The sequence below is a fragment of the Streptomyces sp. NBC_01808 genome (assembly GCF_035917395.1).
Classification (GTDB): domain Bacteria; phylum Actinomycetota; class Actinomycetes; order Streptomycetales; family Streptomycetaceae; genus Streptomyces.
In genome coordinates this window covers 4409454-4434514 of record NZ_CP109072.1, presented here as the reverse complement: position 1 = coordinate 4434514, position 25061 = coordinate 4409454, and the positions used below count along the sequence as shown (strand labels likewise).

The following is a 25061-nucleotide window of genomic DNA, read 5'->3' as shown; positions in this document are numbered from 1 at the left end:
GGGGGAAGGGGGCAGCATGGACAGCCTCGGACCGGACGATCCACGCCGCGTCGGCTCGTACCAACTGCTGGGACGGCTCGGCGAGGGCGGCATGGGACGCGTCTACCTCGCCCGCTCCGAGCGCGGCAGGACCGCCGCGGTGAAGCTGGTCAAGGCCGAGCTGGCGCGTGAGCCGGAGTTCCGGCGGCGCTTCACGCAGGAGATCACCGCCGCACGCCGGGTCGGCGGCGAGTGGACCGCCCCCGTGCTCGACGCCGACACGCACGCCGCGACCCCCTGGGTGGCCACCGGGTACGTCGCGGGCCCCTCGCTGCACGAGGTCGTCGCCAAGGACCACGGCCCGCTGCCCGACGCCTCCGTGCGCGCGCTCGCGGGCGGACTGGCGCGCGCGTTGCAGGCGATCCACGCCGCCGGGCTCGTCCACCGCGACCTCAAGCCGTCCAACATCCTCGTCACCATCGACGGTCCGCGCGTCATCGACTTCGGCATCGCCCGCGCGCTGGACTCGGTCACCGCCGCGGGCGACGGGCTCACCCGCACCGGCGCGGTCATCGGCTCGCCCGGCTTCATGTCGCCCGAGCAGGTGCGCGGCGAGCGGGTCACGGCGGCGAGCGACGTGTTCTGCCTGGGTACGGTGCTTGCGTTCGCGGCGACCGGGCGGATGCCGTTCGGTACGGAGGACAGCGGCGCGCACGCGCTGATGTTCCGGATCGCCGCGGAGGAGCCGGAACTGTCGGGCATCGAGGGCGAGTTGCACACGGTGATCGAGCGCTGTCTCGCCAAGGAGCCGGGCGCGCGGCCGCAGGTCGCGGAGCTGGTGGCGCTGACGGAGGAGGCGGCGCAGCTCAAGCCGTGGCTGCCGGGGGCGCTGCTGGAGCTGCTGGCGCGGCGGGCGGTGGAGCTGCTGGACGCGGAGACGCCGCAGGCGGCGGGCGGGATGACGGGGACGGCCGGGGCGGCCGGGTCAGCCGGCGCCGCGCCCGCGTACGGGCCCCCGCTCACGGGCGCCACCCCCGGCCCGTACGGGCACACCGGCATGCAGCCCCAGCACCACCAGCCGTACGGCACCCCGCCCCACGCCCAGCCGCACACGCCACAGCACACCCCGCCGCAGCAGCACCGCCCCGCCGCGTACGGCACCGCGCCCACCGCGCACCCGCCGCCCTACCGCACCCCGCCGCCGCCCTACGGCCAGACCGGCTGGCAGACCCCGCACCCGTCGCTGCCGGTTCGGCCGCGCTCGGCGCGGCCGGTCGCCACGGCGCTCCAGGTGCTGCTGGGCATCTACGCGGCGTTCGTCTGCCTCCAGGTCATCCAGGAGATCAACCTCCTGGTCCTGCTGGGCGAGGACGGCGCCGACACCTGGTACATGGCCGAGGACCTCGACCGGATGGAGAACTTCACCGCCGGCAACGTCCTCCTCTTCATGGTGTGCGCCGTGCTGTGGTCGGTCTGGTTCTACCGGCTGCGGACGAACTCGGAGGCGTTCGCGCCCGGCCAGGTGCGCTACTCCACCGGGCTGGCCGTCGGCTCCTGGTTCATCCCCGTCGCCCAGTTCTGGTTCCCGCTGCAGATCGCGAACGACATCTTCCGGATATCCAGCCCCTTCCCGCACCACGCGCGCCCTCCCGTCGGCTACGGGCCGCAGCCCGTGTCGTACGGGAAGGGCGTCGTGAACTTCTGGTGGGCCACCTGGGTCGCCACCATGGTGCTCGCCCTGGTCACGGCGGAGGACTGGGAGGTCGGCAGCTCGATCGACTCGGCGATCCAGGTCGTGCTGCTCGACCTGCTGTTCTCGTTCGTGCTGATCGTGACGAGCATCATGGCGCTGCTTGCCGTGCAGCAACTGACGACGCTGCAGGACCAGCGCCTCAAGGGAACGGTCTGACTGCTGACTGACTTAGCGGCAGGCTCAGAGGAACGAGTTGATCTGGATCGTCTCGTCCCGCCCGGGGCCGACGCCGATCGCCGACACGGGGGCGCCCGACATCTCCTCCAGCGCCTTGACGTAGCCCTGCGCGTTCTTCGGCAGCTCCTCGAAGGACTTGGCCTTCGAGATGTCCTCGGACCAGCCGGGCAGCATCTCGTACACGGGCGTGGCGTGGTGGAAGTCGGTCTGGCTGTAGGGCAGTTCCGTGACCCGGCGGCCGTCGATGTCGTACGCGACGCAGACGGGGATGCGCTCCCAGCCGGTGAGCACGTCGAGCTTGGTGAGGAAGAAGTCCGTCAGCCCGTTGACGCGGGTCGCGTAGCGGGCGATCACCGCGTCGAACCAGCCGCAGCGCCGGTCCCGGCCGGTGGTCACGCCGCGCTCGCCGCCGATGGTGCGCAGCCGGTCGCCGTCCTCGTCGAACAGCTCGGTCGGGAACGGTCCGGCACCGACGCGCGTTGTGTACGCCTTGAGGATGCCGATGACCCGGCTGATCCGAGTGGGGCCGACGCCGGCTCCCGTGCAGGCGCCCCCCGCGGTCGGGTTGGACGAGGTGACGAAGGGGTACGTGCCGTGGTCGACGTCGAGGAGCGTGCCCTGCCCGCCCTCGAAGAGGACGACCTTCCCGTCGTCGATCGCCTCGTTGAGCACGAGGGTGGTGTCGGCGACGTACGGGCGCAACTGCTCCGCGTAGCCGAGGAGCTGCTCGACCACGGCGTCGGGGCGGATGGCGCGGCGGTTGTAGAGCTTGGCGAGGACCTGGTTCTTCTGGTCCAGCGCCGCGTCGACCTTCTGCCGCAGGATCGACTCGTCGAAGAGGTCCTGCACCCGGATCCCGACGCGGTTGATCTTGTCGGCGTAGGCCGGGCCGATGCCGCGGCCCGTGGTGCCGATCTTCCGCTTGCCGAGGAACCGTTCCGTCACCTTGTCGAGGTCGGTGTGGTACGCCGTGATGAGGTGCGCGTTCCCGCTGAGGAGCAGCTTGGACGTGTCCACGCCGCGCTGCTGGAGCGCGCTCAGCTCGCCGAGCAGCACCTCGGGGTCGACGACCACGCCGTTGCCGATCACCGGCGTGCAGCTCGGCGACAGGATGCCCGACGGCAGCAGGTGCAGCGCGTACTTCTGATCGCCGACCACCACCGTGTGCCCGGCGTTGTTCCCGCCCTGGAAGCGCACCACGTAGTCCACCGAGCCGCCGAGCAGATCGGTGGCCTTCCCCTTGCCTTCGTCACCCCACTGAGCACCGAGCAGCACAAGTGCGGGCACAGGCGTACACCCCTTCCGGGCGGGGCATGTCCAACGTGCGGTGCGCCGTGCACCGGGGATCGGACCGGGCCCCGGATAGACGAAGCCCCTGGCACAAGTGCGACAGGGGCTCTTGCACCGAGAGATTACCTGAGGAAGGACCGTGGTGTCGGCTCCAGACCCCACCGGGCGCTCACTGCTCGTGCTCATCGACCCCGCTGCACGGCGGGCGGACGGGGAAGCCGTACGGATCGCGAGGGACGTGCTCTCCGCGGCGGCGGCCACGAAGATCTGCCTGCCGGAGACCGCGCCGGAACTGGCGCGCGCCCTGGCCCGCCGGGGCGCCCGCCGGCCGGTGGTCATCGGTGACGACCGGGCGTTCCTGCGGGTGGTGAGCGAGCTGCGCCGCCAGGAGACGCTGGCGGACGCGCCGCTGGCGCTGGTCCCTGTGGGCACGGCGAGAACGCTGGCGGCGACGCTGGGCGTCCCCACGGGCACGGTGGCCGCGGCCCGGACGGTGCTGGACGGCGAGGAGCGCCGGCTGGGGCTGCTGGTGGACGACGGTGGCGGGGTGGTGCTGGACGCGCTGCGCCTGCCGGCGGCGGGGGCGGGCCGGGAGGCGGGGCGGCCGGAGGCTGCCAGGACGCCGGAAGGCGCAACCGCACAGGCCGGTACGCCGGCCACTGCTCCGGCCGCCACTGCGCCCGGCGGCCTCGCGGGCCTGACGCAGCGGATGGGCTCGGGAGCGAGCGCGGTGGGCCGCCGGTGGACCCCGGCGGCGGGCCTGCGGGCGCTGGCGGCCCGTGCGGTGGGCCAGCGGAACGGAACGGGCCGCGAGCCGGGTACGCCGCCGGTGGTGACGGAGTGGGGCGCGGAGGACGCGACGGGCGGCTGGGAGTCGGGCGGGGCGGAGGGCTGGCCGCCGACGCCGGAGGACACGGCAGACGCGACCGGCGGCGGCCCGGCGGAGACGACGCCTCCGGACGCGGACTTCCGCCTCCGCGTGGAGGCGGACGGCGTGCTGCTGGCGGACCTGGACGGCCCGTCGACGCAGGTACGGGTGGTCACGGACCCGACGAGCGGCCTGGCCCAGGTGGTGATCCGCCCCCGCGGCCCCGGCGACCCGCTGCACGCGGAGGCCCGTAGCGTACGAGTCTGGGGCAGCGACTTCCGCTACCGCGCCGACGCCCTCCTCAGCCCCCCGGTAAGCCAACGCACCTGGACCGCCCACCCCAACGCCTGGCGCCTCATCACGGCCCCGATGCCGTGACGGTTCGCCGCTGAGCACACTCCGGCCCCGGGGACCCGGTTGCTGCGTTGGAGAGGCGGGGGGATGCGGGGCGGGGCAGGGTCGGGGTATGAGTGAGTTCGATCCGCCGCCGGGGGTGCCCGTTCGGTATCGCGGTGCACGGGGGCGGCGGGTCGAGGTGGTCACCGGGCTCGTGGTCGCCGCGACGCTGTTCGGGGGTGGCGCCGCCTTCGGGGAGTGGCTGGCCGTGGGGGAGGATGCCGGTGCCGCTACCGGGGTTTCTCTGGAGCGCTGCGCCGCGGACGACTGAGAGGCCCGTTCACTCCGCCGCCGTCGCCTCCTGGCGCCGTTTGACGTAGTCCCACCAGCGCTGTTCCAGGCGGCCGTTCTCCTCCCGCAGGAACGCGAAGAACTCCGTCGTCTCCTCGATCCGCCGGCCCGCCGGGGTGTCCGGGCCGAGGATGCCGACGCCCGAGTCCAGGGTGTGCTCGAAGCGCCTGATGATCTGCTCCCGCTGGGCGAAGATCTGGTACCAGCGGTCGCTCTCGATCCGGTACCGCTCGCGCCGCGAGCCCGGCTCGCGTTCCCGGCTGATGAAGCCGACCAGCCCGAGATAGCGCACCGCGCCCGAGACCGCCGCCGGGCTCACGTGCAGCCGCTCGCTCACCTCCGCGGCGGTGAGGGCGCCCGCGTCGTCCGCCAGGAGGCACGCGAAGACCCGGGAGGCCATGCGCTGCATGCCCATCTCGGTCAGCTCGCCGGCCACCCGTTCCACGTATCTCGCCACGGCCTCCTTGTCGCGGACCGCGCCTTCTCTGCGCTCCGCGCCGTCGCCGCGCTCTTCGCGCCCACCGCGCTCGTCACGCTGCTGATCTGCCACTTTTCTGCGTTCTCCCCGTCAAGCCCCGTCAGGGTCGACCCTAACGCTTCCTTAACTTCACAAATTTGTGAATGTTCGTGTAGCTTACATGCTATGACCAAGGCAATCACCGTCTCCGGCCTGACCAAGACGTTCGGCCGGACCCGTGCGCTCGACGGCCTCGACCTCGACGTGGAGACGGGCGAGGTGCACGGCTTCCTCGGCCCCAACGGCGCCGGCAAGTCCACCACCATCCGCGTGCTGCTCGGCCTGCTGCGCGCCGACACGGGCACCGCCCAGGTGCTCGGCGGCGACCCGTGGGCCGACGCCGTCACGCTCCACCGCCGACTGGCCTACGTGCCGGGGGACGTCGAGCTGTGGCCCAACCTCACCGGCGGTGAGGCCATCGACCTGCTCGCGCGCCTCCGCGGCGGCATCGACAAGCAGCGTCGCGACGACCTCATCGAGCGCTTCGACCTCGACCCGACCAAGAAGGGCCGGAGCTACTCCAAGGGGAACCGGCAGAAGGTGGCCATCGTCGCCGCCCTCGCCTCCGACGCCGAGCTGCTCCTGCTCGACGAGCCCACCGCGGGCCTCGACCCGCTCATGGAGGTCATCTTCCAGGACGTCATCACCCAGGCGAAGGCCGAAGGCAAGACCGTCCTGCTGTCCAGCCACATCCTCGCGCAGGTGGAGAAGCTGGCCGACAAGGTGAGCATCATCCGGCTGGGGAAGATCGTGCAGTCCGGCACGCTCAGCGAGATGCGCCACCTGACCCGTACGACCATCGAGGCCGAGACCGAGCGGCCCGCCACCGGCATCGACCAACTTCCCGGCATCCACCAGCTCCGCACCGACGACAGCCGGGTGCACTTCGCCGTCGACGGCGAGCACCTCGACGCCGCCGTACGGCGGCTCGGCGAGTTCGGCATCCGCAGCCTGGTGAGCCATCCCCCCACCCTGGAGGAGCTGATGCTCCGCCACTACGGCGACGAGCTGGAGCACAACGGCCACCACTCGGAGGCGGGAGCGGCCTGATGTCTGCCACCCCCTCCGCCACCAACGACACCGAGGGCATGGGCGCCCCCGGCGCGCCGGGCGGCACGAAGACCCGGCCGCTCGCGCCCCCGCGCGCCGCCGACGGCGGCGGTACGCTCGCCGGCACCGGGACGCTCTTCCGGTTCGCCCTGCGCCGTGACCGCGTACGGCTGCCCGTGTGGGTGCTCGCGCTGTTCCTCGGCACCGCCTCCAGCGTCAGCAGCTTCGACACGTCGTACGACACGGCCAAGAAGCGCGCCGACATCGCCGAGACCATGGACAGCCCCGCCGGCCTGGCCATGACCGGCCCGCGGCACTACCTCGACGACTACAACATCGGCTCGATGACCGGCCACCAGATGCTCGGCTTCACGGCCGTGCTCGTCGGCATCATGAGCGTGCTCATCATCTCCCGGCACACCAGGACCGAGGAGGAGACCAACCGCGCCGAGCTGGTGCGCTCCGGCGTCGTCGGCCGGCACTCCTACCTCGCCGCCGCGCTCGGCGTCGCCGTCGTCGCGAACGTGGCGCTCGGGCTGCTGCTGGCCGCCGGCATGTCCGGCATGGGCGTCGACGGCGTCGACGGCCAGGGCGCGCTGCTCTACGGCCTCGCGCACACGGCGGTCGGCATCTTCTTCGCCGCCGTCGCCGCGATCACCGTGCAGGTCACCGCGTACGCGCGCGGGGCGTCCGGCATGGCGATGGCCGTCATCGGCGCCGCGTACGCGCTGCGCGCCGCCGGCGACGTCGGCAACGACTGGGTGTCGTGGCTCTCGCCGATCGGCTGGGTCCAGCGCACCTACGTCTTCGTCGACAACCGCTGGTGGCCGCTGCTACTGGTGCTCGCCGCGGCCGTGGTCTGCGCGGCCGCCGGCTTCTACCTCAGCACCCGCCGCGACGTCGGCGCGGGCCTGCGGGCCTCCCGCCTGGGCAGCCCCGTCGGCTCGGAAGGGCTCACCACCCCGCTCGGCTTCGCGCTCCGGCTGCACCGCGGCCTGCTCGCCGGCTTCGGCGCGGGTGCGCTGCTGCTCGGCGTGATGTACGGGTCGATCCTCGGCGACGCCGAGGAGATGATCGAGGGCGTCGACGAGCTGGAGGAGCAGCTCGCCGAGGTCGGCGGCGCCAACGTGGCGGAGTCGTTCGCCTCGGTGGTGATGATCGTCATCGCGGTCGTCTGCTCGATCTACGTCGTGATGGCCGCCCTGCGCCCGCGCGCGGAGGAGTCCGCGGGCCGCGCCGAGCCGCTCCTCGCCACCGCGCTGTCGCGCGACCGGTGGGTGCTCAGCCACACGTTCGTCGGCGCGGCCGGCGGCACGGCGCTGATCCTGCTCGCCGGCATCGGCTTCGGCGCCTCGGGCGCGGCCTCCACCGGCGACGGCGGGCTCTTCCTCAAGCTCGTCGGCGCGGCCCTGGCCTTCGCCCCGGCCCTGTGGGTCACGATCGGCCTGGCGGTCGCCCTCTTCGGCTGGTTCCCACGGGCCGTGGCGGTCGCCTGGGTGGTCCCGGTGTACGGCTTCGTCGTCGACTACCTCGGCGAGATCCTCAAGTTCCCGGACGTCCTGGGCGACCTGTCCCCCTTCGGGCACATCCCGCAGCTCCCGGCGCAGGACATGTCCTGGCCGCCGCTGCTGGTGCTCACGGCGATCGCCGGGGGGCTGGTGTGGCTGGGCCTGCTGGGCTTCCGGCGGCGGGATCTGGAGACGAAGTAGCGGTACGGGGGCGGGCGTCCGGCCGTAAGGCGGGGCGCCCGCCCCCGACGCGTGCGCCGTACGGCCCGCAGGCGCGCCCGCGTACGACCGCAGGCCCACGCGCGTACGACCGGCAGCCCGCGCCCCGTACGCCCCGCAGGCCGGCGCCCGTACGACCCCCGCGCCCCGGTCCGTACGGCCCGCGCCCCCGCGTTAATTCGCTCGCCCCGCCCCCGCCCGCGCTGCTTGACTCCCGCCCCGTGACCGTCTTCCACGATCCCGCGTTCTTCGACCGCTACGCCCACGAATACGACCACGCCGACCCCTACGAGCCCACCCCCACCGTCGACTTCCTCGCCGGCCTCGTCCCGCCCGGCGCCCGCACCCTCGAACTCGCCATCGGCACCGGCCGCGTGGCGCTCCCCCTCGCCGCCCGCGGCGTCGCCGTCGAGGGCGTCGACGGCTCCACGGCCATGGTGGAGCAACTGCGCGCGAAGCCCGGCGGTGCCGACATCCCGGTGACCATCGGCGACATGGCCGACGTGCCGGTGGACGGCCCCTTCCACACCGCGTACCTGGTCTTCAACACCCTCTTCAACCTGCCCGACCAGGAGCGGCAGGTCGACTGCTTCCGCAACGTCGCCGCGGTCCTGGAGCCCGGCGGGCTCTTCGTCATCGAGTGCTTCGTCCAAGACCTCAAGGAGTTCGACCGCAACCAGCGCGTCGCCACCCGTGCGCTGACCGAGGACAGCGTGAAGATGGAGTTCCTCGTCCACGACCCGGTCGCCCAGGCGGTCACGTACCAGCGCGTGACGTTCGACGCGAACGGGACCGCGCTGCGCCCGCTGCGGCTGCGCTACTGCTGGCCGAGCGAGCTGGACCTGATGGCGCGGCTCGCCGGGATGCGGCTGCGGGAGCGCTACGCCGGGTGGGACCGCCGGCCGTTCGACGCGGCGAGCCGGTCGCACGTCTCGGTGTACGAGAAGGTCTGATCAGGCGGAACCGGCGGGCGGGAGCAGGAAGTTCTCGCCCGTACGGCCCGCCAGCCAGTCCCGTACGTTGGCGAGCGTCGCGGCGAAGGCGGGCTCGATCACCGGCAGCTCGTCGGCCTGCACGCCGTACGCGACGATCTCCATGGCTGCGCCTCCTCTGCCCACCCGTGCTCTGCCCACCATGCTCCGGGCGGGCCGTCCCCGCGGCCTCCCGGCTTACGCCGAACGGCCCTCCTTCAGCCGCCGCACCGCCTCCGTCAGCACCTCGTCCTTCTTGCAGAAGGCGAACCGCACGATGCTGCGCCCGGCGTCAGGATCGTCGTAGAACACCTGCGTCGGCACCGCGACGACCCCGCAGCGCTCGGGCAGCGACATGCAGTACGCGACGCCGTCCTTCTCGCCGAGGGGGGTGATGTCGGCGGTGATGAAGTACGTGCCGGCCGGGCGGAAGACGCGCAGGCCGGCCTCCGTGAGCCCGGCGGCGAGGAGGTCGCGCTTGCGCAGCAGGTCGGCGCGGAGGCCGGTGAGATAGGCGTCCGGCAGCGCCAGCGCCTCGGCTACGGCGTACTGGAAGGGGCCGGCGCTGACGTACGTCAGGTACTGCTTGGCGGTGCGCACGGCGGCGACCAGCGGCGCGGAGGCGGTGACCCAGCCGACCTTCCAGCCGGTGAAGGAGTAGCTCTTGCCGGCCGACGAGACGGACACCGTGCGCTCGCGCATGCCGGGGAGGGTGGCGAGCGGGATGTGCGCGCCGTCGAAGACGAGGTGCTCGTAGACCTCGTCGGTGACGACGAGGAGGTCGCGCTCGCGGGCGAGGGCGGCGACGGCCTCCAGTTCGGTGCGGTCGAGGACGGTGCCGGTGGGGTTGTGGGGTGAGTTGAGGAGGATGAGGCGGGTGGCGGGGGTGACGGCGGCGCGCAGCTCGTCGAGGTCGAGCCGGTACGCGGGGGCGCCGGCGCCGGCACCCGTGTCGGGGCGCAGGGTGACCGGGACGCGGCGGGCGCCGGCCATGGCGATGCCGGCGGCGTACGAGTCGTAGTACGGCTCCAGGGCGATCACCTCGTCGCCCGGCTCCAGCAGCGCGAGCAGCGCCGCGGCGACCGCCTCGGTGGCCCCGGCGGTGACGAGGACCTCCGACTCGGGGTCCCACTCCAGCCCGTACCACCGCCGCTGGTGCTCCGCGACGGCGTGCCGCAGCTCGGGGATCCCGGGCCCGGGCGGGTACTGGTTGCCGCGGCCCTCCCGGATGGCCCGTACGGCCGCCTCGGCGACTTCCGCGGGGCCGTCGGTGTCGGGGAAGCCCTGGCCCAGATTGATCGCCCCGGTGCGTACGGCGAGGGCCGACATCTCGGCGAAGATCGTGGTCACGAAGGGGGTCAGACGGCTGCTCAGCGGTGGGCGTCCCATGGGGACATGCTTGCACGGCGGAGGGTTGAGGAGGCCGTGCGCGGGGCACATCCGGTGATACAGCGGACCTCCGCGGGGGCGGGGGAGATGGGAAGGTCCGATGGGATTCATCGTTTTCGGCGTGGCCGCGATCGGGCTGGTCGTGGCACTGTCCGTCACCCTCTCCAGGCGTACCACCTACCGCGGCGCGCCGTCCGGCACGGGCCGCCGGGGCTTGGCGGGCGGGAGCGGCGGCGGGGCGGACACGGGCTACTGGGGCGGGGACAGCGGCGGCGGGGACTGCGGCGGGGGTGGCGGCGGGGGTGGCGGCGGTGACGGAGGCGGCGGCGGGTGCTAGTCGTCAGAAAAGTGAACAACTGATCAGTTGCGCGCCCGCGCGATGGAAACCCGGTGAAGAAGGGTAAAAACGCTGTCGGCGGGCCGCACTTCATGATTCCGTATTTCCCGGGCGCATTCCCCTTCTGCCCGGGGCGTGCCCGCCTGCCTCTCGGCCTGCGCCCGCACCCGTGGTCCCGCCATGTGGCGGCGGCCCGATGTCTTTCCACCTGCCTGCGGAGCCGACCCATGCTCACCACTCTCAAGACCTCGTACACGGATACCCGGGCCCAGGACCTCGCATGGCGGCTCGGGATGGACCCCATGCCGGCCCTCGCGGTGCTCGACCTGCGCCTCGGCTCCGCCGACGTACAGCTCAGACTGCTCGGCGCCTCACATCAAGTGCTGCTCAGCGACGGCGACTCGGCCTGTTCCGAGACCGTCGCCTGCCTGCCCGGCAGCAACACACCGCTCCCTCTCGGCGTGGCCAAACAGGTCGCCGGGTGGGAGTACGAGTTCGCCGCCCGGGTCGAGACGCTGACCCGGGGGGCCTTCGAATCCCGCGCGCAGGAGCTGCTGGCGCTGGTCGCCGACCACCCGCGCGGGCTCGCCGGCACGTTCCCCGGCAGCCCGCACGCGTTCACCGCGCTGCTGGTGCACCGTCAGGGTGACGTCGTCGGCTGGCGCACGTGGCACTCGTATCCGCAGGAAGGACGCCTGGTGGCGACGCGTACGACGATGGCCGCGCGGGTCGCGGAGCCGGTCTAGGACGGTCGCCGGGCGCGCCGCCGATGCCGTGGACAGGGGGCAATTCGCCTATGTTCAGGGCATATTGCACACGTGTGGGTGACAAGGGACGGCACCGGCGCAAACGTATCGTTCCTCCGTGATCGAACCGTACGAGCAGACGACGCGCGCCCCCGGCCGCGCCCCCGCGCTGCCGGGCGCGCCGCCGCCCGCCCTCCCGGTACGGCCCGCCACCGGGCGGTTTCTCGTGCTCGCCACGGTCTTCGTCTGCGCGGCCTGCGGGTTGGTGTACGAGCTGGAGCTGGTGGCCCTCGGGTCGTACCTGATCGGCGACTCCGTCACCCAGGCGTCCGTCGTGCTGTCCGTCATGGTCTTCGCGATGGGCGTCGGCTCGCTGCTGGCCAAGCGGCTGCGGATCCGCGCGGCCGTCGCCTTCGGCGGAGTCGAGGCGGTGCTCGCGCTGCTCGGCGGGCTCTCGGCGATGGCGCTGCACGCGTGCTTCGCGTGGTTCGGCCAGCCGCGGTTCGTGCTCGTGGCGTACGCGTTGGCGATCGGCGTGCTGATCGGCGCTGAGGTGCCGCTGCTGATGACGCTGATCCAGCGGGTCCGGCGGCAGGACCCGGGCGGCGCGGTGGCCGACCTCTTCGCCGCGGACTACGTGGGGGCGCTGGCCGGCGGCCTGGCCTTCCCGTTCGTGCTCCTGCCGTGGCTCGGGCAGCTCTCCAGCGCGCTCATCACGGGGGCGGTCAACGCCACGGCGGGGTGTGCGCTGGTGCTCTATCTCTTCCGGCACGACCTGAGCCGGCGCGCGCGCTGGGCGCTGTTCGCGGGGAGCGCGACGGTCCTGGCGCTGCTCGCGCTCGCCGCACTCCTTTCCGCCCCCTTCGAACGTGCGGCCAGAAACGCGGTCTACGGCTCGGAGGTGCGGGTGGCGCAGACGACCGACGTCCAGGAGATCGTCCTCACGGCGGACAAGGGCGGGGCGGTGGAGCTCTACCTCGACGGGCAGTTGCGCGTCGACTCCGCGGACGAGCAGCGCTACCACGAGGCGCTGATGCGGCCCGCGCTGACCGCGCCGGACTCGCGGCGGCGGGTCCTCGTCCTCGGCGGCGGCGACGGCCTCGCGGCCCGCGAGGCGCTGCGGCACGCGGACGTCGCGGAGGTGACGATCGTGGAGCGGGACCCGGCGCTGAGCCGGCTGGCGGCCGAGGACCCGCGGCTGACGAGGCTCAACGAGCACGCGTACGGGGATCCGCGGCTGCGGGTGGTGCACGCGGAGGCGTTCGACTGGCTGCGGCGGTCGGCGCCGCGGGGGCGGTACGACGTGATCGTGTCGGATCTGCCGGGGCCGCGGAACACGGGGAGCACGAAGCTGTATTCGCAGGAGTTCTACGGGCTGGCGGGGCGGGCGCTGGCGGACGGGGGCCGGCTGGCGGTGCACGCGGCGTCGTGGGCGGGGCGGGGTACGGAGTCGGGGTCTGCGGCCGGGTCTGGTTCTGGGTCTGCGGCCGGGTCTGGTTCTGGGTCTGGGGCCGGGTCTGGTTCCGGGACCGGGGACGGGGGCGAGGCCGGGACGGTGGCGGGGCCGGGGTCCGGGGACGCGGCGCACAGCCTGTGGACGGTGGCGGCGACCCTACGGGCCGCGGGGCTGGCCCCGTGCGCGTACGAGGCGGGCGACAGCGACGACCGCTGGGGCTTCGTGCTCGCCGCCCGCCGCCCCCTCGCCCCGACGCTGCCCCCCGGCGCGGGCCCCCTGGCGGCGCCGCCGGAGGCGGCGGACCTGGCGCCGTCAACGCTGCTGCACCCGAGGTATCGGCGGTGAATACGGGGCGGGTTGCGGTCGTGCGGGGTCGGTGCCGCGTCGGATCGGGTGGCCTTTCCGCTGGTCGGGGTGGGTGCGGTGGACTTCGGGGGCGGTGGAGTGACCCGTTCCCCCACCCGCCGCAGACCCTGTGCCGGGCAGGTTCCCCGTGGGTAGGCTCCGCTCCATGGAGCGAGAGGTGCACGTACCGCAGCCCGCAGAAACCGTTCGCCGCGCCCTGTCCGACGCCGAGCGGGTCGCCCGCAGCGTCCCGGGGCTGACGCCCGACGAGGACGGGGCGGAGGAGCCGGGCACTCTGCGCGGCCGGCTGCGGCTCCGCGTCGCCGGCTCCAGCATCACCTACCGCGGCACGCTGCGGCTGACGCCGGGCGGCCCCTCCGTCGCCGTGGAGGCCGAGGGCGAGGAGTCGCGCGGCAGCGGGTCGGTGACGGCGTCGCTGACCCTCACGCCGCGGGAGGCGGTCGAGGAAGGGACGACGACGCTGCTGTGCACAGGCACGGTGACGAGCACCGGGCGGCTGGCGGCGGTCGAGGCGGCGCAGGCGGAGGCGGCGGGCGTACGGCTGCTGGAGCGCTTCGTGGAGAGCCTGGCCGCGGACCTGGAGGCGGAGCCGCTCGCGGAGGGGTCCCCCGAGCCGGGCGGGGAGCCCGAGCACCCGGACGACGCCGTACAGCCGGGCGACGGCACCGACGTCGGGCTCGGCGACGACAACGAGCGGGCCATCCCCGGGATCCCGGCACCCGAGCAGTCCGGCGAGACGCCGCCCGGCACGGGCAAGGTCTTCGACGCCGAAGTGCCGCCGCCGTCGCTCGACCCGCTGGCCGACGACGTACTGGACGCCCTCGCCGACGAGGATGAGGACGCGGACGAGCCGGGCGACGGCATGCTGGAAGAGCCGGAGGCCGCGCACGCCAGGCGCACGATGATCGGCCGCAGCGCGGAGGAGGTCGACCACGCCCCGCCGCGGGGCCGGTACGCCCCGACCCCGGCCGCGGACGCACCGGTACAAGCGGCGGGCCTGCGCTGGCTGGCCCCGGCGGCGGCGCTGGCGGTGGCCACGGCGGTCATCCTGAGCCGAGCCCTACGCCGCCGCCACTGACCGCCTCCGGCGGGCGCGGAGGGGCACAGCCGGGCACGGGCGCCGGCTCCGGGTCCCACGCGTTCCTGCCGTACGCGCGGTCCGCCCCCGCCGTCCCCGGGTCCTGCGCGGCCGGGTGGCCTGACCCTCGTCTAGGCTCGGGGCGTGCCCACACGTCTCACCGCCGGTGACGCCGAGTTGACGATGGATCCCCGCAACGGCTGCCGGGTCGCGAGCCTGCGCGTGGCCGGGACCGAGTTGCTGCGGGCCGGCGATCGCTACGGCTGCTTCCCCATGGTCCCCTTCTGCGGCCGCCTGGAGCTGGGCGAGTTCCGCAACGGCGGCGTCAAGCACCGGCTCCCCGCCGACGCCCCGCCGCACGCCATCCACGGCACCGGCCGCGACACCGCCTGGCGCACCGTGCGCGCCGACGACGCCTCCGCGGCGTTCTCGTACGACCTCGCCGCCCCCTGGCCGTACCCGGGGCGCGTGACCCAACTGGTCGAGCTGGAGCCGGACAAGGTGACGCTCACGCTCGCCGTGGAGACCACCGGCGACTCCTTCCCCGCGCAGGCCGGCTGGCACCCCTGGTTCGTACGCCACCTCTCCGGCGACGGGAACGAGCCCGGCGTACGCATCGACTTCGCCGCCGCCTGGCAGGAGCAGCGCGGCGAGGACCACCTCCCCACCGGCAAGCGCATCGAGCCGCAGCCCGGCCCGTGGGACGACTGCTTCGGCATGCCCGACGGCGTCGACGTGACGCTCACCTGGCCCGGCCGGCTGGAGCTGACCGTCACCAGCCGCGCGGAGTGGGTCGTCGTCTACGACGAGCAGCCCGCGGCCGTCTGCGTGGAGCCGCAGTCCGGCCCGCCCAACGGGCTCAACACCCACCCGCGCCTCGTCACCCCCATCGATCCGCTGGAGGTATCGACCACCTGGGCGTGGCGCACGCTCGGTTAGGCTCACCGCCATGAGCGACGCACACGCCGACCTGCTGGGTCAGATCAAGGACAAGGCCGTCGTGCACGGCAAGGTGACCCTCTCCTCCGGCATCGAGGCCGACTACTACCTGGACCTGCGCCGCATCACCCTGGACGGCTCCGCCGCGCCGCTCGTCGGCCGCGTCATGCTCGACCTGGCCAAGGACTTCGCGTACGACGCGGTCGGCGGCCTCACCCTCGGCGCCGACCCCATCGCCGACGCCATGCTGCACGCCTCCGCCGCCGCGGGCGACCGCGCGCGCCCGCTGGACGCCTTCGTCGTGCGCAAGGCGAGCAAGACGCACGGCATGCAGCGCCGCATCGAGGGCCCGGACGTCGCGGGCCGCCGGGTGCTGGTCGTCGAGGACACCTCGACGACGGGCGGTTCCGCGCTGACGGCCGTGGAGGCGGTGCGCGAGGCGGGCGCGGAGGTGGTCGCCGTCGCGACGATCGTGGACCGCGACACGGGCGCGGCCGAGCGCGTGCGCGACACGGCGGGCGTGCCGTATCTGTACGCCTACGGGCTCTCCGACCTGGGCCTCGGCTGAGCCGAACGGAGCGCTCCCACGGACCGGCGCGGGGTTGTCCACAGGGCCGGGAAGCGCGGGCGGACATCTGGGAGGATGGGGGCACTCCAGGGGCGCCACGGCAACGGAGCCGGTCGCACTCGTACACGCACTGCAGACACCCGCACACACCCGCACGTCTCCAAGGAGCGGACAGATGCCCATCGCAACCCCCGAGGTCTACAACGAGATGCTGGACCGGGCGAAGGCAGGCAAGTTCGCCTACCCGGCCATCAACGTCACCTCGTCGCAGACTTTGCACGCCGCGCTGCGCGGCTTCGCCGAGGCCGAGAGCGACGGGATCGTCCAGATCTCCACAGGCGGCGCCGAGTTCCTGGGCGGGCAGTACAGCAAGGACATGGTCACGGGCGCCGTCGCCCTCGCGGAGTACGCGGCGATCGTCGCCGCGAAGTACCCGGTCAATGTCGCCCTGCACACCGACCACTGCCCCAAGGACAAGCTCGACGGGTACGTGCGCCCGCTGCTCGCCGCCTCCGAGGAGCGCGTCGCCCGCGGGGAGAACCCGCTGTTCCAGTCGCACATGTGGGACGGCTCCGCCGAGACCCTCGCGGACAACCTGTCCATCGCCCAGGAGCTGCTGCCCCGCGCCGCCGCCGCGAAGATCATCCTGGAGGTCGAGATCACCCCGACCGGCGGTGAGGAGGACGGCGTCACCCACGAGATCAACGACGAGCTGTACACGACGGTGGACGACGCGCTGCGCACCGCCGAGGCGCTGGGCCTCGGCGAGCAGGGCCGCTACCTGCTGGCGGCCTCCTTCGGCAATGTGCACGGGGTCTACAAGCCGGGCAACGTCGTGCTCCGTCCCGAGCTGCTGAAGGACCTCCAGGAGGGCGTCGGCGCGAAGTACGGCAAGCAGAGCCCGTTCGACTTCGTCTTCCACGGCGGCTCCGGCTCCTCCGAGGAGGAGATCGCCACGGCCCTGGAGAACGGCGTGGTCAAGATGAACATCGACACGGACACGCAGTACGCGTTCACCCGTCCCGTCGCGGCGCACATGTTCCAGAACTACGACGGCGTGCTGAAGGTCGACGGCGAAGTGGGCAACAAGAAGGCGTACGACCCGCGTGCCTGGGGCAAGGTCGCCGAGGCGTCGATGGCCGAGCGCGTCCGGACCGCGTGCGACCACCTGCGCTCGACGGGTACGAAGCTGAAGTGACGCCGCACGGACACCGCCCCGGCCGGGCCACCCGGGCCAGGCCAGTGGCCGGGGGTGTCCGTGAGGTGAGGGGCGCGTGAGGGGTGCCGCGGTGACCTCCGCGGCGTCGTCGGCAAGCCCGGACCGGACGGCGTCCAGGATCCGGCGCCTGAAGATACGGCCCGCTTCCTGGGCAGCCCCGAAGGGGTACGGGCGGCGGACTCGCGCATCGCTCCGCGCGCCTTCGAAAGCGCGTATCAGCGGGCAGCACACAGGAAAGAAACTCGGCGTCAGCGTGTGCCCAGGGGCACTGCCGACGCCGAGTTCCGTGTTCCATCAGACCTCTTCCCGAGCAAGAGGTCTATGGATCAACGACCTCAGAAGAGGTCCAGCAGGTCGCCCTCGTTCTCGGTCTCGGCCTCGCTCTCGCTGGAGTTCTCGTCGTTGCCGATGCCGCAGATGTTCTGGTTCGAGGTCGAGTCCGCGTTGCCCGAACCCAGGATCGGCACCGTGATGTCGCCCAGGTTGACGAGGCCGTACTGGCGCCGGTCGACGCTGTTGTCGATCGCCTGCTCACATTCGACGACCGTGGTGATCTTGTCGCCCTTGTCGTGGTGCTTGCCCTTGGGCGCCGACTGAGGCGCCGCCGTCGTGCCCTCGGTCGAGGTAACACCCTGCGGTGCCGCGGTCTCCGTGGTGTCGTCGGCGGAGGCCACACCGGCGCCGAGCATGGTGATGCTGCCGAGCATCGCGCCCACAACCACGGCCTGACGAAGCTTGCGCATTCCGTCCCTACTTTCTGTGTTTTTGAGTGTGAATATCAGTCATCACACACTTGGTAGCCTTTTTACCCGTTTTCCAGCACTACTTCGAGAAGACACGCCACGCGTCGCCGAAGATGTCGTCGAAATTTCGGTGCGACGACGGCCGGCCGGCGAGCACCCGGTCACCTCGCATCGACCAGGCAGGGCCGGCTCTCCGTGGTGAGGACCCGGCCGGGAACCGTCGTCCATGCCGACCGCGGCGGTCACCCCCTGACCCGGTCGTGGCAGGCTGGAGCCCATGGCGATTCACGAGAACCTCCTCGGCGGCACACCCCCCACCTACCTGCCCGAGGACCCGGGGCCGCGCGACCTGCTCGCGAGCGGCGCCGCCCCGTCCGAGGTGGCGGCGAAGTTCCCGGCGTCCTCGCTGGCCTGGGCGCAGCTCGCGGACGAAGCCTTCGAGGCCGGCCGCGCCGTCGAGTCGTACGCGTACGCCCGCACCGGCTACCACCGCGGCCTGGACGCCCTGCGCCGCAACGGCTGGAAGGGCCAGGGCCCGGTGCCGTGGGAGCACGAGCCGAACCGCGGCTTCCTGCGCGCCCTCGCGGCGCTCGCCCGTGCGGCGCAGGCCATCGGGGAGACCGAGGAGCACGAGCGGTGCAGCACGTTCCTGCGCGACAGCTCGCCGACCGCCGCGGCAACCCTGTCCTGACAGGCCGGGCCGGCCGGAGCGGCTGCTCTTGCCTCCCGCCGCCGTGCCGCGGATGATGCGAAGCGGGTACGGCACACCGGATGCGGCCGTACCCGAGGGGACCGGGGCCCTGCTGCCGGCAGGAAGGGGCGGACCGCTACCCGGTGGCTCTTGTGTGGGAGACAGCTCATGGACAGCCGTGCTCACGACCCCCTGCCGGCGGAGACCGACGGTCACCAGACCCCGGCCCAGCAGCCCGGCGGGCACCACCCCGACGGCCCTCAGCCCGACGGGCACCAGCCCCCGAACCTCGACTTCCGGGGCACCACTCCGTACGAGGACTACGTCCAGGCGGACGTCCTCACCCATCTGCAGCACCCGCTCTCCGACGACCCCGGCGAGCTGGTCTTCCTGGTGACCACGCAGGTCATGGAGCTGTGGTTCACCGTCATCGTGCACGAGTGGGAGACCGCCGCCGAGGCGCTGCGCCGCGACGACCTGCCGGTGGCGCTGGCGGCGCTGCGGCGCAGCACGTACGAGCTGCGCTCGCTGAACGCCTCCTGGGAGCCGCTGGCGCGGCTCACGCCGCGGCAGTTCAACTCCTACCGCGCCGCGCTCGGCGAGGGCTCGGGCTTCCAGTCGGCGATGTACCGGCGGATGGAGTTCCTGCTCGGCGAGAAGTCGGCGTCGATGCTCGTGCCGCACCGCGGCGCCCCGCGGGTGCACGACGAGCTGGAGAAGCAGCTCGGCGAGCCGAGCCTGTACGACGAGGTGCTGCGCTACCTCGACGCCAAGGGCCACCGCCTCTCCGCCGACGTCCTGGACCGCGACCCGGCGCGGCGGTACGAGCCGCACCCCGAGGTCGAGGCCGCGTGGGCGGCGGTCTACGCGGGCCCGCAGGACTCCGGTCTGATCAAGCTCGGCGAGGTGCTGACGGACATCGCCGAGCTGGTGTGGCGCTGGCGCAACGACCATCTGGTGGCCACCCGCCGCGCGATGGGCGGGAAGGTCGGCACGGGCGGCTCGGCGGGGGTGTCGTGGCTGGAGAAGCGCGCGGCGAAGCAGGTGTTCCCCGAGCTGTGGACGGCGCGGAGCCATGTCTGAGGCGTACGGGCCCGGGACGGCCCGGGCCGGCGGCGGGGCGGTGGCGGAGTTCGCGACGCTGGCGGAGCGGGCGGCGGAGCTGGACCTGACGGACCCGCTGCGGGCGAAGCGGGCGGAGTTCGTGCTGGACGACGCGGAGCCGCCCGGCGCGGTGCGGTCCGACGGGACGCCGTCCGGCGCCGCGTCCTCCGGTCCGCCGGTCGTCTACCTCGACGGCAACTCCCTCGGCGCCCTCCCGGCCGCCGTCCCGGCCCGCGTCGCGGACGTCGTGGCGCGGGAGTGGGGAGAGCTGCGGATCCGGTCGTGGACGGAGTCCGGGTGGTGGACCGCGCCCGAGCGGATCGGCGACCGGATCGCGCCGCTGCTGGGCGCCGCGCGGGGGCAGGTGGTCGTCGGCGACTCCACCAGCGTCAACGTCCTCAAGGCCGTCGTCGCCGGGGTGCGCATCGCGCAGTCCGGCGCGGGGGCGGCCCGGGACGAGGTGCTGGTCGACGCGACGACGTTCCCCACCGACGGCTACGTCGCCGAGTCCGCCGCCCGGCTGACCGGCTGCGCGCTACGGGCCGTGGAGCCGCACGAGATCGCCGCCACCGCGGGACCGCGGACCGCCCTCGCGCTGGTCAACCACGTCGACTACCGCACGGGCCGGCTCCACGACCTGCCCGGCACCACCGCCGCGCTGCACGCGGTCGGCGCGCTCGCCGTGTGGGACCTGTGCCACAGCGCCGGCGCGCTGCCGGTCGGGCTCGACGAGCACGGGGTGGACCTGGCGGTGGGGTGCACGTACAAGTTCCTCAACGGCGGCCCGGGTTCGCCCGCGTACCTCTACGTACGGCGCGACCTCCAGCCCCGCTTCGACTCCCCGCTGCCCGGCTGGAACTCCCACGCCGACCCCTTCGCCATGTCCGCCGGCTACCAACCGGCGGACGGCTCCGTGCGCGGGCGCGTCGGGACGCCGGACATCCTGTCGATGCTGGCGCTGGAGACGGCCCTTGAGGTGTGGGACGGCGTGGCGATCGAGGCGGTGCGGGAGAAGAGCCTGGCGCTGTCGGACTTCTTCCTGGAGTGCGTCGCCGCCCTCCCGGGCGGTCCTTCACTCACGCCGATCACCCCGCTGCCGCACGCCGAGCGCGGCAGCCAGGTCGCGCTGCGGTGCGCGGACGCGGAGGCGGTGATGGGCGAGCTGATCGCGCGCGGGGTGGTCGGCGACTTCCGGCCGCCGGATGTGCTCCGTTTCGGCGTGACGCCGCTGTATACCTCGTTCTCGGACGCATACCGCGCTGCCGGAGTGCTGGGAGAGGTGCTGGATGACCGCCGTTGACGAGTTGGACGACGAGGCCCGCACGCTGTTCGCCCTGAAGCGGGTCCCGCCCACCCGCACGCTGGCGTACGGGGACCACCCCTCGCAGGTCGTCGACCTCTACGGGGACCTGTCCGCCCGGCCGGTCGTGGCCCTGCTGCACGGCGGCTTCTGGCGGGAACGCTACGACCGCACGTACCTGACCCCGCTGGCGGCGGCGCTGGCGAAGGACCTGAACGGGTGCGTGGCGCTGATCGAGTACCGCCGCGTGGGCGGTGCGGAGGGCGACGGCGGCGGGGGGTTCCCCGCCACGTTCGACGATCTGCCGCCCGCGCTCGCCGCGCTGCCCGGGGCCGGGCCCGTGGTGCTCGCGGGGCACTCCGCGGGCGGCCACCTCGCGCTCTGGGCCGCCTCGCGGTGCCCGACCGCCGTCTCCCGCGTCGTCGGCGTCGCCGCGGTCGCGGACCTGGCCCGCGCCCACGAACTGGGCCTCAGCGACGGCGCCGTCGCCGGGCTCCTCGGCGGCGCCGAGCGCGTGGCGGAGCGGCTCGACGAGACGGACCCGATGCGGATGCCGGCCCCGGCGGCGCCGGTCGTGCTGCTCCACGGCGAGGCCGACGCCGACGTACCGGTGGAGCTGTCCCGCCGCTACGCCCGCGCCGTGGGCGGGCGGTTGCTGGAACTGCCCGGCACCGGCCACTACGCACCCGTCACCCCGGGCACCCGCGCGTACGAGACGCTGCGCACCGCACTGACGGAACCCTGACCACCGCGCCGGACCGCCGCGCCCTCAGCCCTCCTTCGGCCCTTCGCCCCCCGCGTCGTCAGGACCGTCCTCGCCGTCACCGCCCTCGTCCAGCTCCTGCTGCAGCCCCAGCGTCTCCACCAGCCACTTGTCGAACTCGATCGACGCCCGCACCCAGCTCACGGTGCTCGACACGAAGTGCTCCAGCGCCACGCCCGTGCCGATCAGCATCTGCGCCTCGCCGATGAGCCGGACGGAGCCGTCGTCATGCGTGTGCGTGTAGACCTTCGGCCACAGCGTGCGCCGGTTCCAGTCGTCGATGGCCTCCAGCAGCTCCGGCTTGTCGTCCAGCGAGTGCTGCCGGTCGTAGAAGGTCCGCACCGAGTAGAGCTGCTGCTCGTCCTCGCCGCGGAACATGAAGTACGTACGGAACTGCTCCCACGGCGCCGCGAGGTCCCCCTCCTCGTCGACGACGTACTTCAGCTCCATCTGGTCCAGGAGCTGCTTGACCAGATCCTGGTCGGGCACGATGGGCCCCTGCGGGCCGCCGCTGCCGCGGGATTCGGGCTTCTGGCCCCCGAAGTTCGGAATCGAGGACGGGTCGATGCTCACGTGGGGTTCCCTTCGAACGGTTCGGCGCCCATCCTCCCCCACCGAGGGCCCGTGCCCGCAACCCGGCGGCGACACCCTGTGGATAACTCGCTGCGCCGGAGCAGCGTGCCGGGCGGCACCACCGCCCGGCACGGAAGAACAGGCTCCGCTCAGCCGCCCCTACTGCGCCGCGCCGACCAGCAACTGGTCCCCGAAGACGTCCACCCACACCGTGTCCCCGTCGCGCACCTCGCCCGCCAGGATCTCCTTCGCGAGCTGATCCCCGATCGCCGTCTGCACCAGCCGCCGCAGCGGCCGTGCCCCGTAGCTGAGGTCCGGCTCCGGCTCGTCCTCCGGAACGCCCAGGCGCGCCAGCCAGGCCAGCGCCGCGTCGCTGACGTCCAGCGTCAGCCGGCGTTCGGCGAGCCGTTCCTGCAGATGGGCGAGCTGGATGGCGGCGATGCGCTTGAGCTGGTCGCCGCCGAGCGCGTTGAAGACGACGAGGTCGTCGAGCCGGTTGAGGAACTCGGGCCGGAAGACCTTCCGCACCGTCTCCAGCACCCCCTCCCGCTTCTGCTCGTCCTTGATCATCGGGTCGACGAGGAAGGTGGAGCCGAGGTTGGAGGTGAGGATGAGGATGGTGTTGCGGAAGTCGACCGTACGGCCCTGACCGTCCGTCAGCCGCCCGTCGTCCAGCACCTGCAGCAGGATGTCGAAGACCTCGTTGTGCGCCTTCTCCATCTCGTCCAGCAGGATCACCGAGTACGGGCGCCGCCGTACGGCCTCCGTGAGCTGACCGCCCTCCTCGTACCCGACGTACCCCGGGGGCGCGCCGACCAGGCGGGAGACGGAGTGCTTCTCGCCGTACTCGCTCATGTCGATGCGGACCATGGCCCGCTCGTCGTCGAAGAGGAAGTCGGCCAGCGCCTTGGCCAGCTCGGTCTTGCCGACGCCGGTGGGGCCGAGGAAGAGGAACGAGCCCGTCGGCCGGTTGGGGTCGGCGATGCCGGCGCGGGTGCGGCGTACGGCGTCGGAGACGGCCTGTACGGCCACCTCCTGCCCGATGAGCCGCCGGCCCAGCTCCTCCTCCATGCGCAGCAGCTTCTGTGTCTCGCCCTCCAGCAGCCGGCCGGCGGGGATGCCGGTCCAGGAGGAGATGACGTCGGCGATGTCGTCGGAGCCGACCTCCTCCTTGACCATCGTGTCCCGCTTGACCTCCTCCTCGGCGGCGGACGCCTCCTCCAGCTCGCGTTCGAGGGCGGGCAGTTCGCCGTAGAGGAGCTTGGAGGCGGTGTCGAAGTCGCCGTCGCGCTGCGCGCGCTCGGCGGTGCCGCGCAGCTCGTCCAGCCGCTCCTTCAGCTCGCCGACCCGGTTGAGGCCCTGCTTCTCCTTCTCCCAGCGGGCGGTGAGGCCGCGCAGCTCCTCCTCCTTGTCGGCGAGGTCGCGCTGGAGCCGCTCCAGCCGCTCGCGGGAGGCGACGTCCGACTCGTTCTTCAGCGCCAGCTCCTCCATCCGGAGGCGGTCGACGGCACGCTGCAGCTCGTCGATCTCGGTGGGCGAGGAGTCGATCTCCATCCGGAGCCGGGAGGCGGCCTCGTCGACGAGGTCGATGGCCTTGTCGGGGAGGAAGCGGGAGGTGATGTAGCGGTCGGAGAGGGTCGCGGCGGCGACGAGCGCGGAGTCGGCGATGACGACCTTGTGGTGTGCCTCGTACCGCCCCTTCAGGCCGCGGAGGATGGCGATGGTGTCCTCGACGGTGGGCTCGGCGACAAGTACCTGCTGGAAGCGGCGCTCCAGGGCGGCGTCCTTCTCGATCCGCTCGCGGTACTCGTCGAGGGTCGTCGCACCGACCATGCGCAGCTCGCCGCGGGCGAGCATGGGCTTCAGCATGTTGCCGGCGTCCATGGCGGACTCGCCGCCCGCGCCGGCGCCGACGACGGTGTGCAACTCGTCGATGAACGTGATGACCTGTCCTTCGCTCTCCCGGATCTCGGCGAGCACGGTCTTCAGCCGCTCCTCGAACTCGCCCCGGTACTTCGCCCCGGCGACCATCGCACCGAGGTCGAGCGCGACGAGCCGCTTGTTCTTCAGGCTCTCGGGCACGTCCCCCTTCACGATCCGCTGGGCGAGCCCCTCGACGACGGCGGTCTTCCCGACGCCGGGCTCGCCGATGAGGACGGGGTTGTTCTTCGTACGCCGGGAGAGCACCTGCACGACGCGGCGGATCTCCTGGTCCCGCCCGATGACCGGGTCGAGCTTGCCGTCGCGGGCCGCGGCGGTCAGGTCGGTGCCGAACTTGCCCAGCGCCTGGTACGTGCCCTCGGGGTTCTTCGTGGTCACGCGCCGGTCGCCGCGGATCTTCTCGAACGCCTGCACAAGCGCCTTGGCGCTCGCCCCCTGCTTCTTCAGCAACTCCTTGGCGGCACCGCCCTCGGCGGCGACACCGATGAGCAGGTGCTCGGTCGACACATACTGATCGCCGAGCTTCCGCGCCCGCTCGGCGGCATCGGCCACGACGGCGAGCAACTCCCGGTCCGCCCGCGGCGGCGACACGGTCGCCCCCTGCACGCTGGGCAACCCGCCGAGCAGCGCCTCGGCCCCGGACCGCACGGCGGCCTGGTCGGCGTCGACGGCGGCCAGCAGGTCCTGAAGGTTCTCGTTGTCCGCTACGTCGAGCAGGGCGAGCAGCAGATGTACGGGGGTGATGTCCGGATTGCCGCCGGACACGGCACGGCTGTTGGCGCCGGCGATCGCTTCCTGGCTCTTGTTGGTCAGCTCCGCGTCCACTGCT

24 protein-coding genes are annotated in these 25061 nt (G+C 73.0%); 17 read left to right on the top strand and 7 right to left on the bottom strand.

The window, feature by feature from the left end; translation table 11 throughout:
- The first annotated feature begins 16 nt into the window (after positions 1–16).
- Positions 17–1888: a protein kinase domain-containing protein gene (locus OG946_RS19380; RefSeq protein WP_326797320.1), complete on the top strand. Its 1872-nt coding sequence runs from the start codon at positions 17–19 to the stop codon at positions 1886–1888.
- A 24-nt stretch (positions 1889–1912) separates the two neighbouring features.
- On the opposite strand, the gene OG946_RS19375 is transcribed toward OG946_RS19380, so the two are convergent.
- Positions 1913–3196, bottom strand: coding sequence for an adenylosuccinate synthase (locus tag OG946_RS19375; RefSeq protein WP_326797319.1), 1284 nt, complete (start codon positions 3194–3196; stop codon positions 1913–1915).
- 145 nt (positions 3197–3341) lie between these two features.
- On the opposite strand from OG946_RS19375, the gene OG946_RS19370 reads away from it, so the two are divergent.
- Together OG946_RS19370 and OG946_RS19365 are read left to right on the top strand one after the other, a co-directional pair.
- Entirely contained in the window at positions 3342–4445 is a 1104-nt protein-coding gene (locus OG946_RS19370) for a diacylglycerol kinase family protein (protein WP_326797318.1), read from the top strand.
- Positions 4446–4533: 88 nt separating this feature from the next.
- A complete protein-coding gene (locus OG946_RS19365; RefSeq protein WP_101423106.1) occupies positions 4534–4734 on the top strand; it encodes a hypothetical protein in 201 nt (66 codons plus the stop codon).
- A gap of 9 nt (positions 4735–4743) precedes the next feature.
- On the opposite strand, the gene OG946_RS19360 is transcribed toward OG946_RS19365, so the two are convergent.
- A complete protein-coding gene (locus OG946_RS19360; RefSeq protein ID WP_326797317.1) occupies positions 4744–5304 on the bottom strand; it encodes a GbsR/MarR family transcriptional regulator in 561 nt (186 codons plus the stop codon).
- 93 nt (positions 5305–5397) lie between these two features.
- On the opposite strand from OG946_RS19360, the gene OG946_RS19355 reads away from it, so the two are divergent.
- The 3 genes from OG946_RS19355 (at position 5398) to OG946_RS19345 (ending at position 9001) form a co-directional block, all read left to right on the top strand.
- Positions 5398–6321 carry an ABC transporter ATP-binding protein gene (locus tag OG946_RS19355; RefSeq protein ID WP_326797316.1) on the top strand — a complete coding sequence of 308 codons (924 nt, stop codon included), beginning with the start codon at positions 5398–5400 and terminating at the stop codon, positions 6319–6321.
- Positions 6321–8030, top strand: a complete 1710-nt coding sequence (locus tag OG946_RS19350) for an ABC transporter permease (RefSeq protein WP_326797315.1) — start codon at positions 6321–6323, stop codon at positions 8028–8030. Before OG946_RS19355 ends, OG946_RS19350 begins: the two co-directional genes overlap by 1 nt.
- 239 nt (positions 8031–8269) lie before the next feature.
- Entirely contained in the window at positions 8270–9001 is a 732-nt protein-coding gene (locus tag OG946_RS19345; RefSeq protein WP_326797314.1) for a class I SAM-dependent methyltransferase, read from the top strand.
- Here the strand turns inward: OG946_RS19345 and OG946_RS19340 are convergent, their stop codons facing one another.
- Both OG946_RS19340 and OG946_RS19335 read right to left on the bottom strand, forming a co-directional pair.
- Positions 9002–9145 (bottom strand): hypothetical protein, encoded by a 144-nt coding sequence (locus tag OG946_RS19340; RefSeq protein ID WP_326797313.1) that lies wholly within the window; start codon positions 9143–9145, stop codon positions 9002–9004.
- Positions 9146–9217: 72 nt separating this feature from the next.
- Entirely contained in the window at positions 9218–10408 is a 1191-nt protein-coding gene (locus tag OG946_RS19335) for a pyridoxal phosphate-dependent aminotransferase (RefSeq protein ID WP_326797312.1), read from the bottom strand.
- A 100-nt stretch (positions 10409–10508) separates the two neighbouring features.
- Between OG946_RS19335 and OG946_RS19330 the strand changes: the two genes are divergently transcribed.
- The 7 genes from OG946_RS19330 (at position 10509) to fbaA (ending at position 17096) form a co-directional block, all read left to right on the top strand.
- Positions 10509–10745, top strand: a complete 237-nt coding sequence (locus OG946_RS19330) for a hypothetical protein (RefSeq protein WP_326797311.1) — start codon at positions 10509–10511, stop codon at positions 10743–10745.
- Between the two features lie 227 nt (positions 10746–10972).
- The gene (locus OG946_RS19325) at positions 10973–11491 is read left to right on the top strand and encodes a DUF2617 family protein (protein WP_326797310.1); all 519 of its coding nucleotides are present in this window, start codon (positions 10973–10975) and stop codon (positions 11489–11491) included.
- A 118-nt stretch (positions 11492–11609) separates the two neighbouring features.
- Positions 11610–13292, top strand: coding sequence for a polyamine aminopropyltransferase (locus OG946_RS19320; RefSeq protein WP_442814414.1), 1683 nt, complete (start codon positions 11610–11612; stop codon positions 13290–13292).
- A gap of 166 nt (positions 13293–13458) precedes the next feature.
- The gene (locus OG946_RS19315; protein WP_326797309.1) at positions 13459–14391 is read left to right on the top strand and encodes an SRPBCC family protein; all 933 of its coding nucleotides are present in this window, start codon (positions 13459–13461) and stop codon (positions 14389–14391) included.
- Between the two features lie 183 nt (positions 14392–14574).
- Positions 14575–15330: an aldose epimerase family protein gene (locus tag OG946_RS19310; protein ID WP_326800311.1), complete on the top strand. Its 756-nt coding sequence runs from the start codon at positions 14575–14577 to the stop codon at positions 15328–15330.
- 10 nt (positions 15331–15340) lie between these two features.
- A complete protein-coding gene (pyrE, locus tag OG946_RS19305) occupies positions 15341–15898 on the top strand; it encodes an orotate phosphoribosyltransferase (protein WP_047017035.1) in 558 nt (185 codons plus the stop codon).
- A 175-nt stretch (positions 15899–16073) separates the two neighbouring features.
- Positions 16074–17096 carry a class II fructose-bisphosphate aldolase gene (fbaA, locus tag OG946_RS19300; RefSeq protein ID WP_027744095.1) on the top strand — a complete coding sequence of 341 codons (1023 nt, stop codon included), beginning with the start codon at positions 16074–16076 and terminating at the stop codon, positions 17094–17096.
- A 356-nt stretch (positions 17097–17452) separates the two neighbouring features.
- Here fbaA and OG946_RS19295 read toward each other — a convergent pair whose 3' ends face one another.
- Positions 17453–17860, bottom strand: coding sequence for a hypothetical protein (locus OG946_RS19295; RefSeq protein WP_326797308.1), 408 nt, complete (start codon positions 17858–17860; stop codon positions 17453–17455).
- 277 nt (positions 17861–18137) lie between these two features.
- Between OG946_RS19295 and OG946_RS19290 the strand changes: the two genes are divergently transcribed.
- The 4 genes from OG946_RS19290 to OG946_RS19275 all read left to right on the top strand — a co-directional run bounded on the left by OG946_RS19290 (position 18138) and on the right by OG946_RS19275 (position 21700).
- The gene (locus OG946_RS19290) at positions 18138–18551 is read left to right on the top strand and encodes a DUF3151 domain-containing protein (RefSeq protein WP_326797307.1); all 414 of its coding nucleotides are present in this window, start codon (positions 18138–18140) and stop codon (positions 18549–18551) included.
- Positions 18552–18719: 168 nt separating this feature from the next.
- Complete coding sequence (locus OG946_RS19285) at positions 18720–19634, top strand: tryptophan 2,3-dioxygenase family protein (protein ID WP_326797306.1); 915 nt, start codon at positions 18720–18722, stop codon at positions 19632–19634.
- Positions 19627–20955 (top strand): kynureninase, encoded by a 1329-nt coding sequence (gene kynU, locus OG946_RS19280; protein ID WP_326797305.1) that lies wholly within the window; start codon positions 19627–19629, stop codon positions 20953–20955. Before OG946_RS19285 ends, kynU begins: the two co-directional genes overlap by 8 nt.
- Entirely contained in the window at positions 20942–21700 is a 759-nt protein-coding gene (locus OG946_RS19275) for an alpha/beta hydrolase family protein (RefSeq protein WP_326797304.1), read from the top strand. Before kynU ends, OG946_RS19275 begins: the two co-directional genes overlap by 14 nt.
- 24 nt (positions 21701–21724) lie before the next feature.
- On the opposite strand, the gene OG946_RS19270 is transcribed toward OG946_RS19275, so the two are convergent.
- Together OG946_RS19270 and clpB are read right to left on the bottom strand one after the other, a co-directional pair.
- Complete coding sequence (locus tag OG946_RS19270) at positions 21725–22291, bottom strand: YbjN domain-containing protein (RefSeq protein ID WP_326797303.1); 567 nt, start codon at positions 22289–22291, stop codon at positions 21725–21727.
- Between the two features lie 159 nt (positions 22292–22450).
- Complete coding sequence (gene clpB, locus OG946_RS19265) at positions 22451–25057, bottom strand: ATP-dependent chaperone ClpB (protein WP_326797302.1); 2607 nt, start codon at positions 25055–25057, stop codon at positions 22451–22453.
- Between the last annotated feature and the right edge of the window lie 4 nt (positions 25058–25061).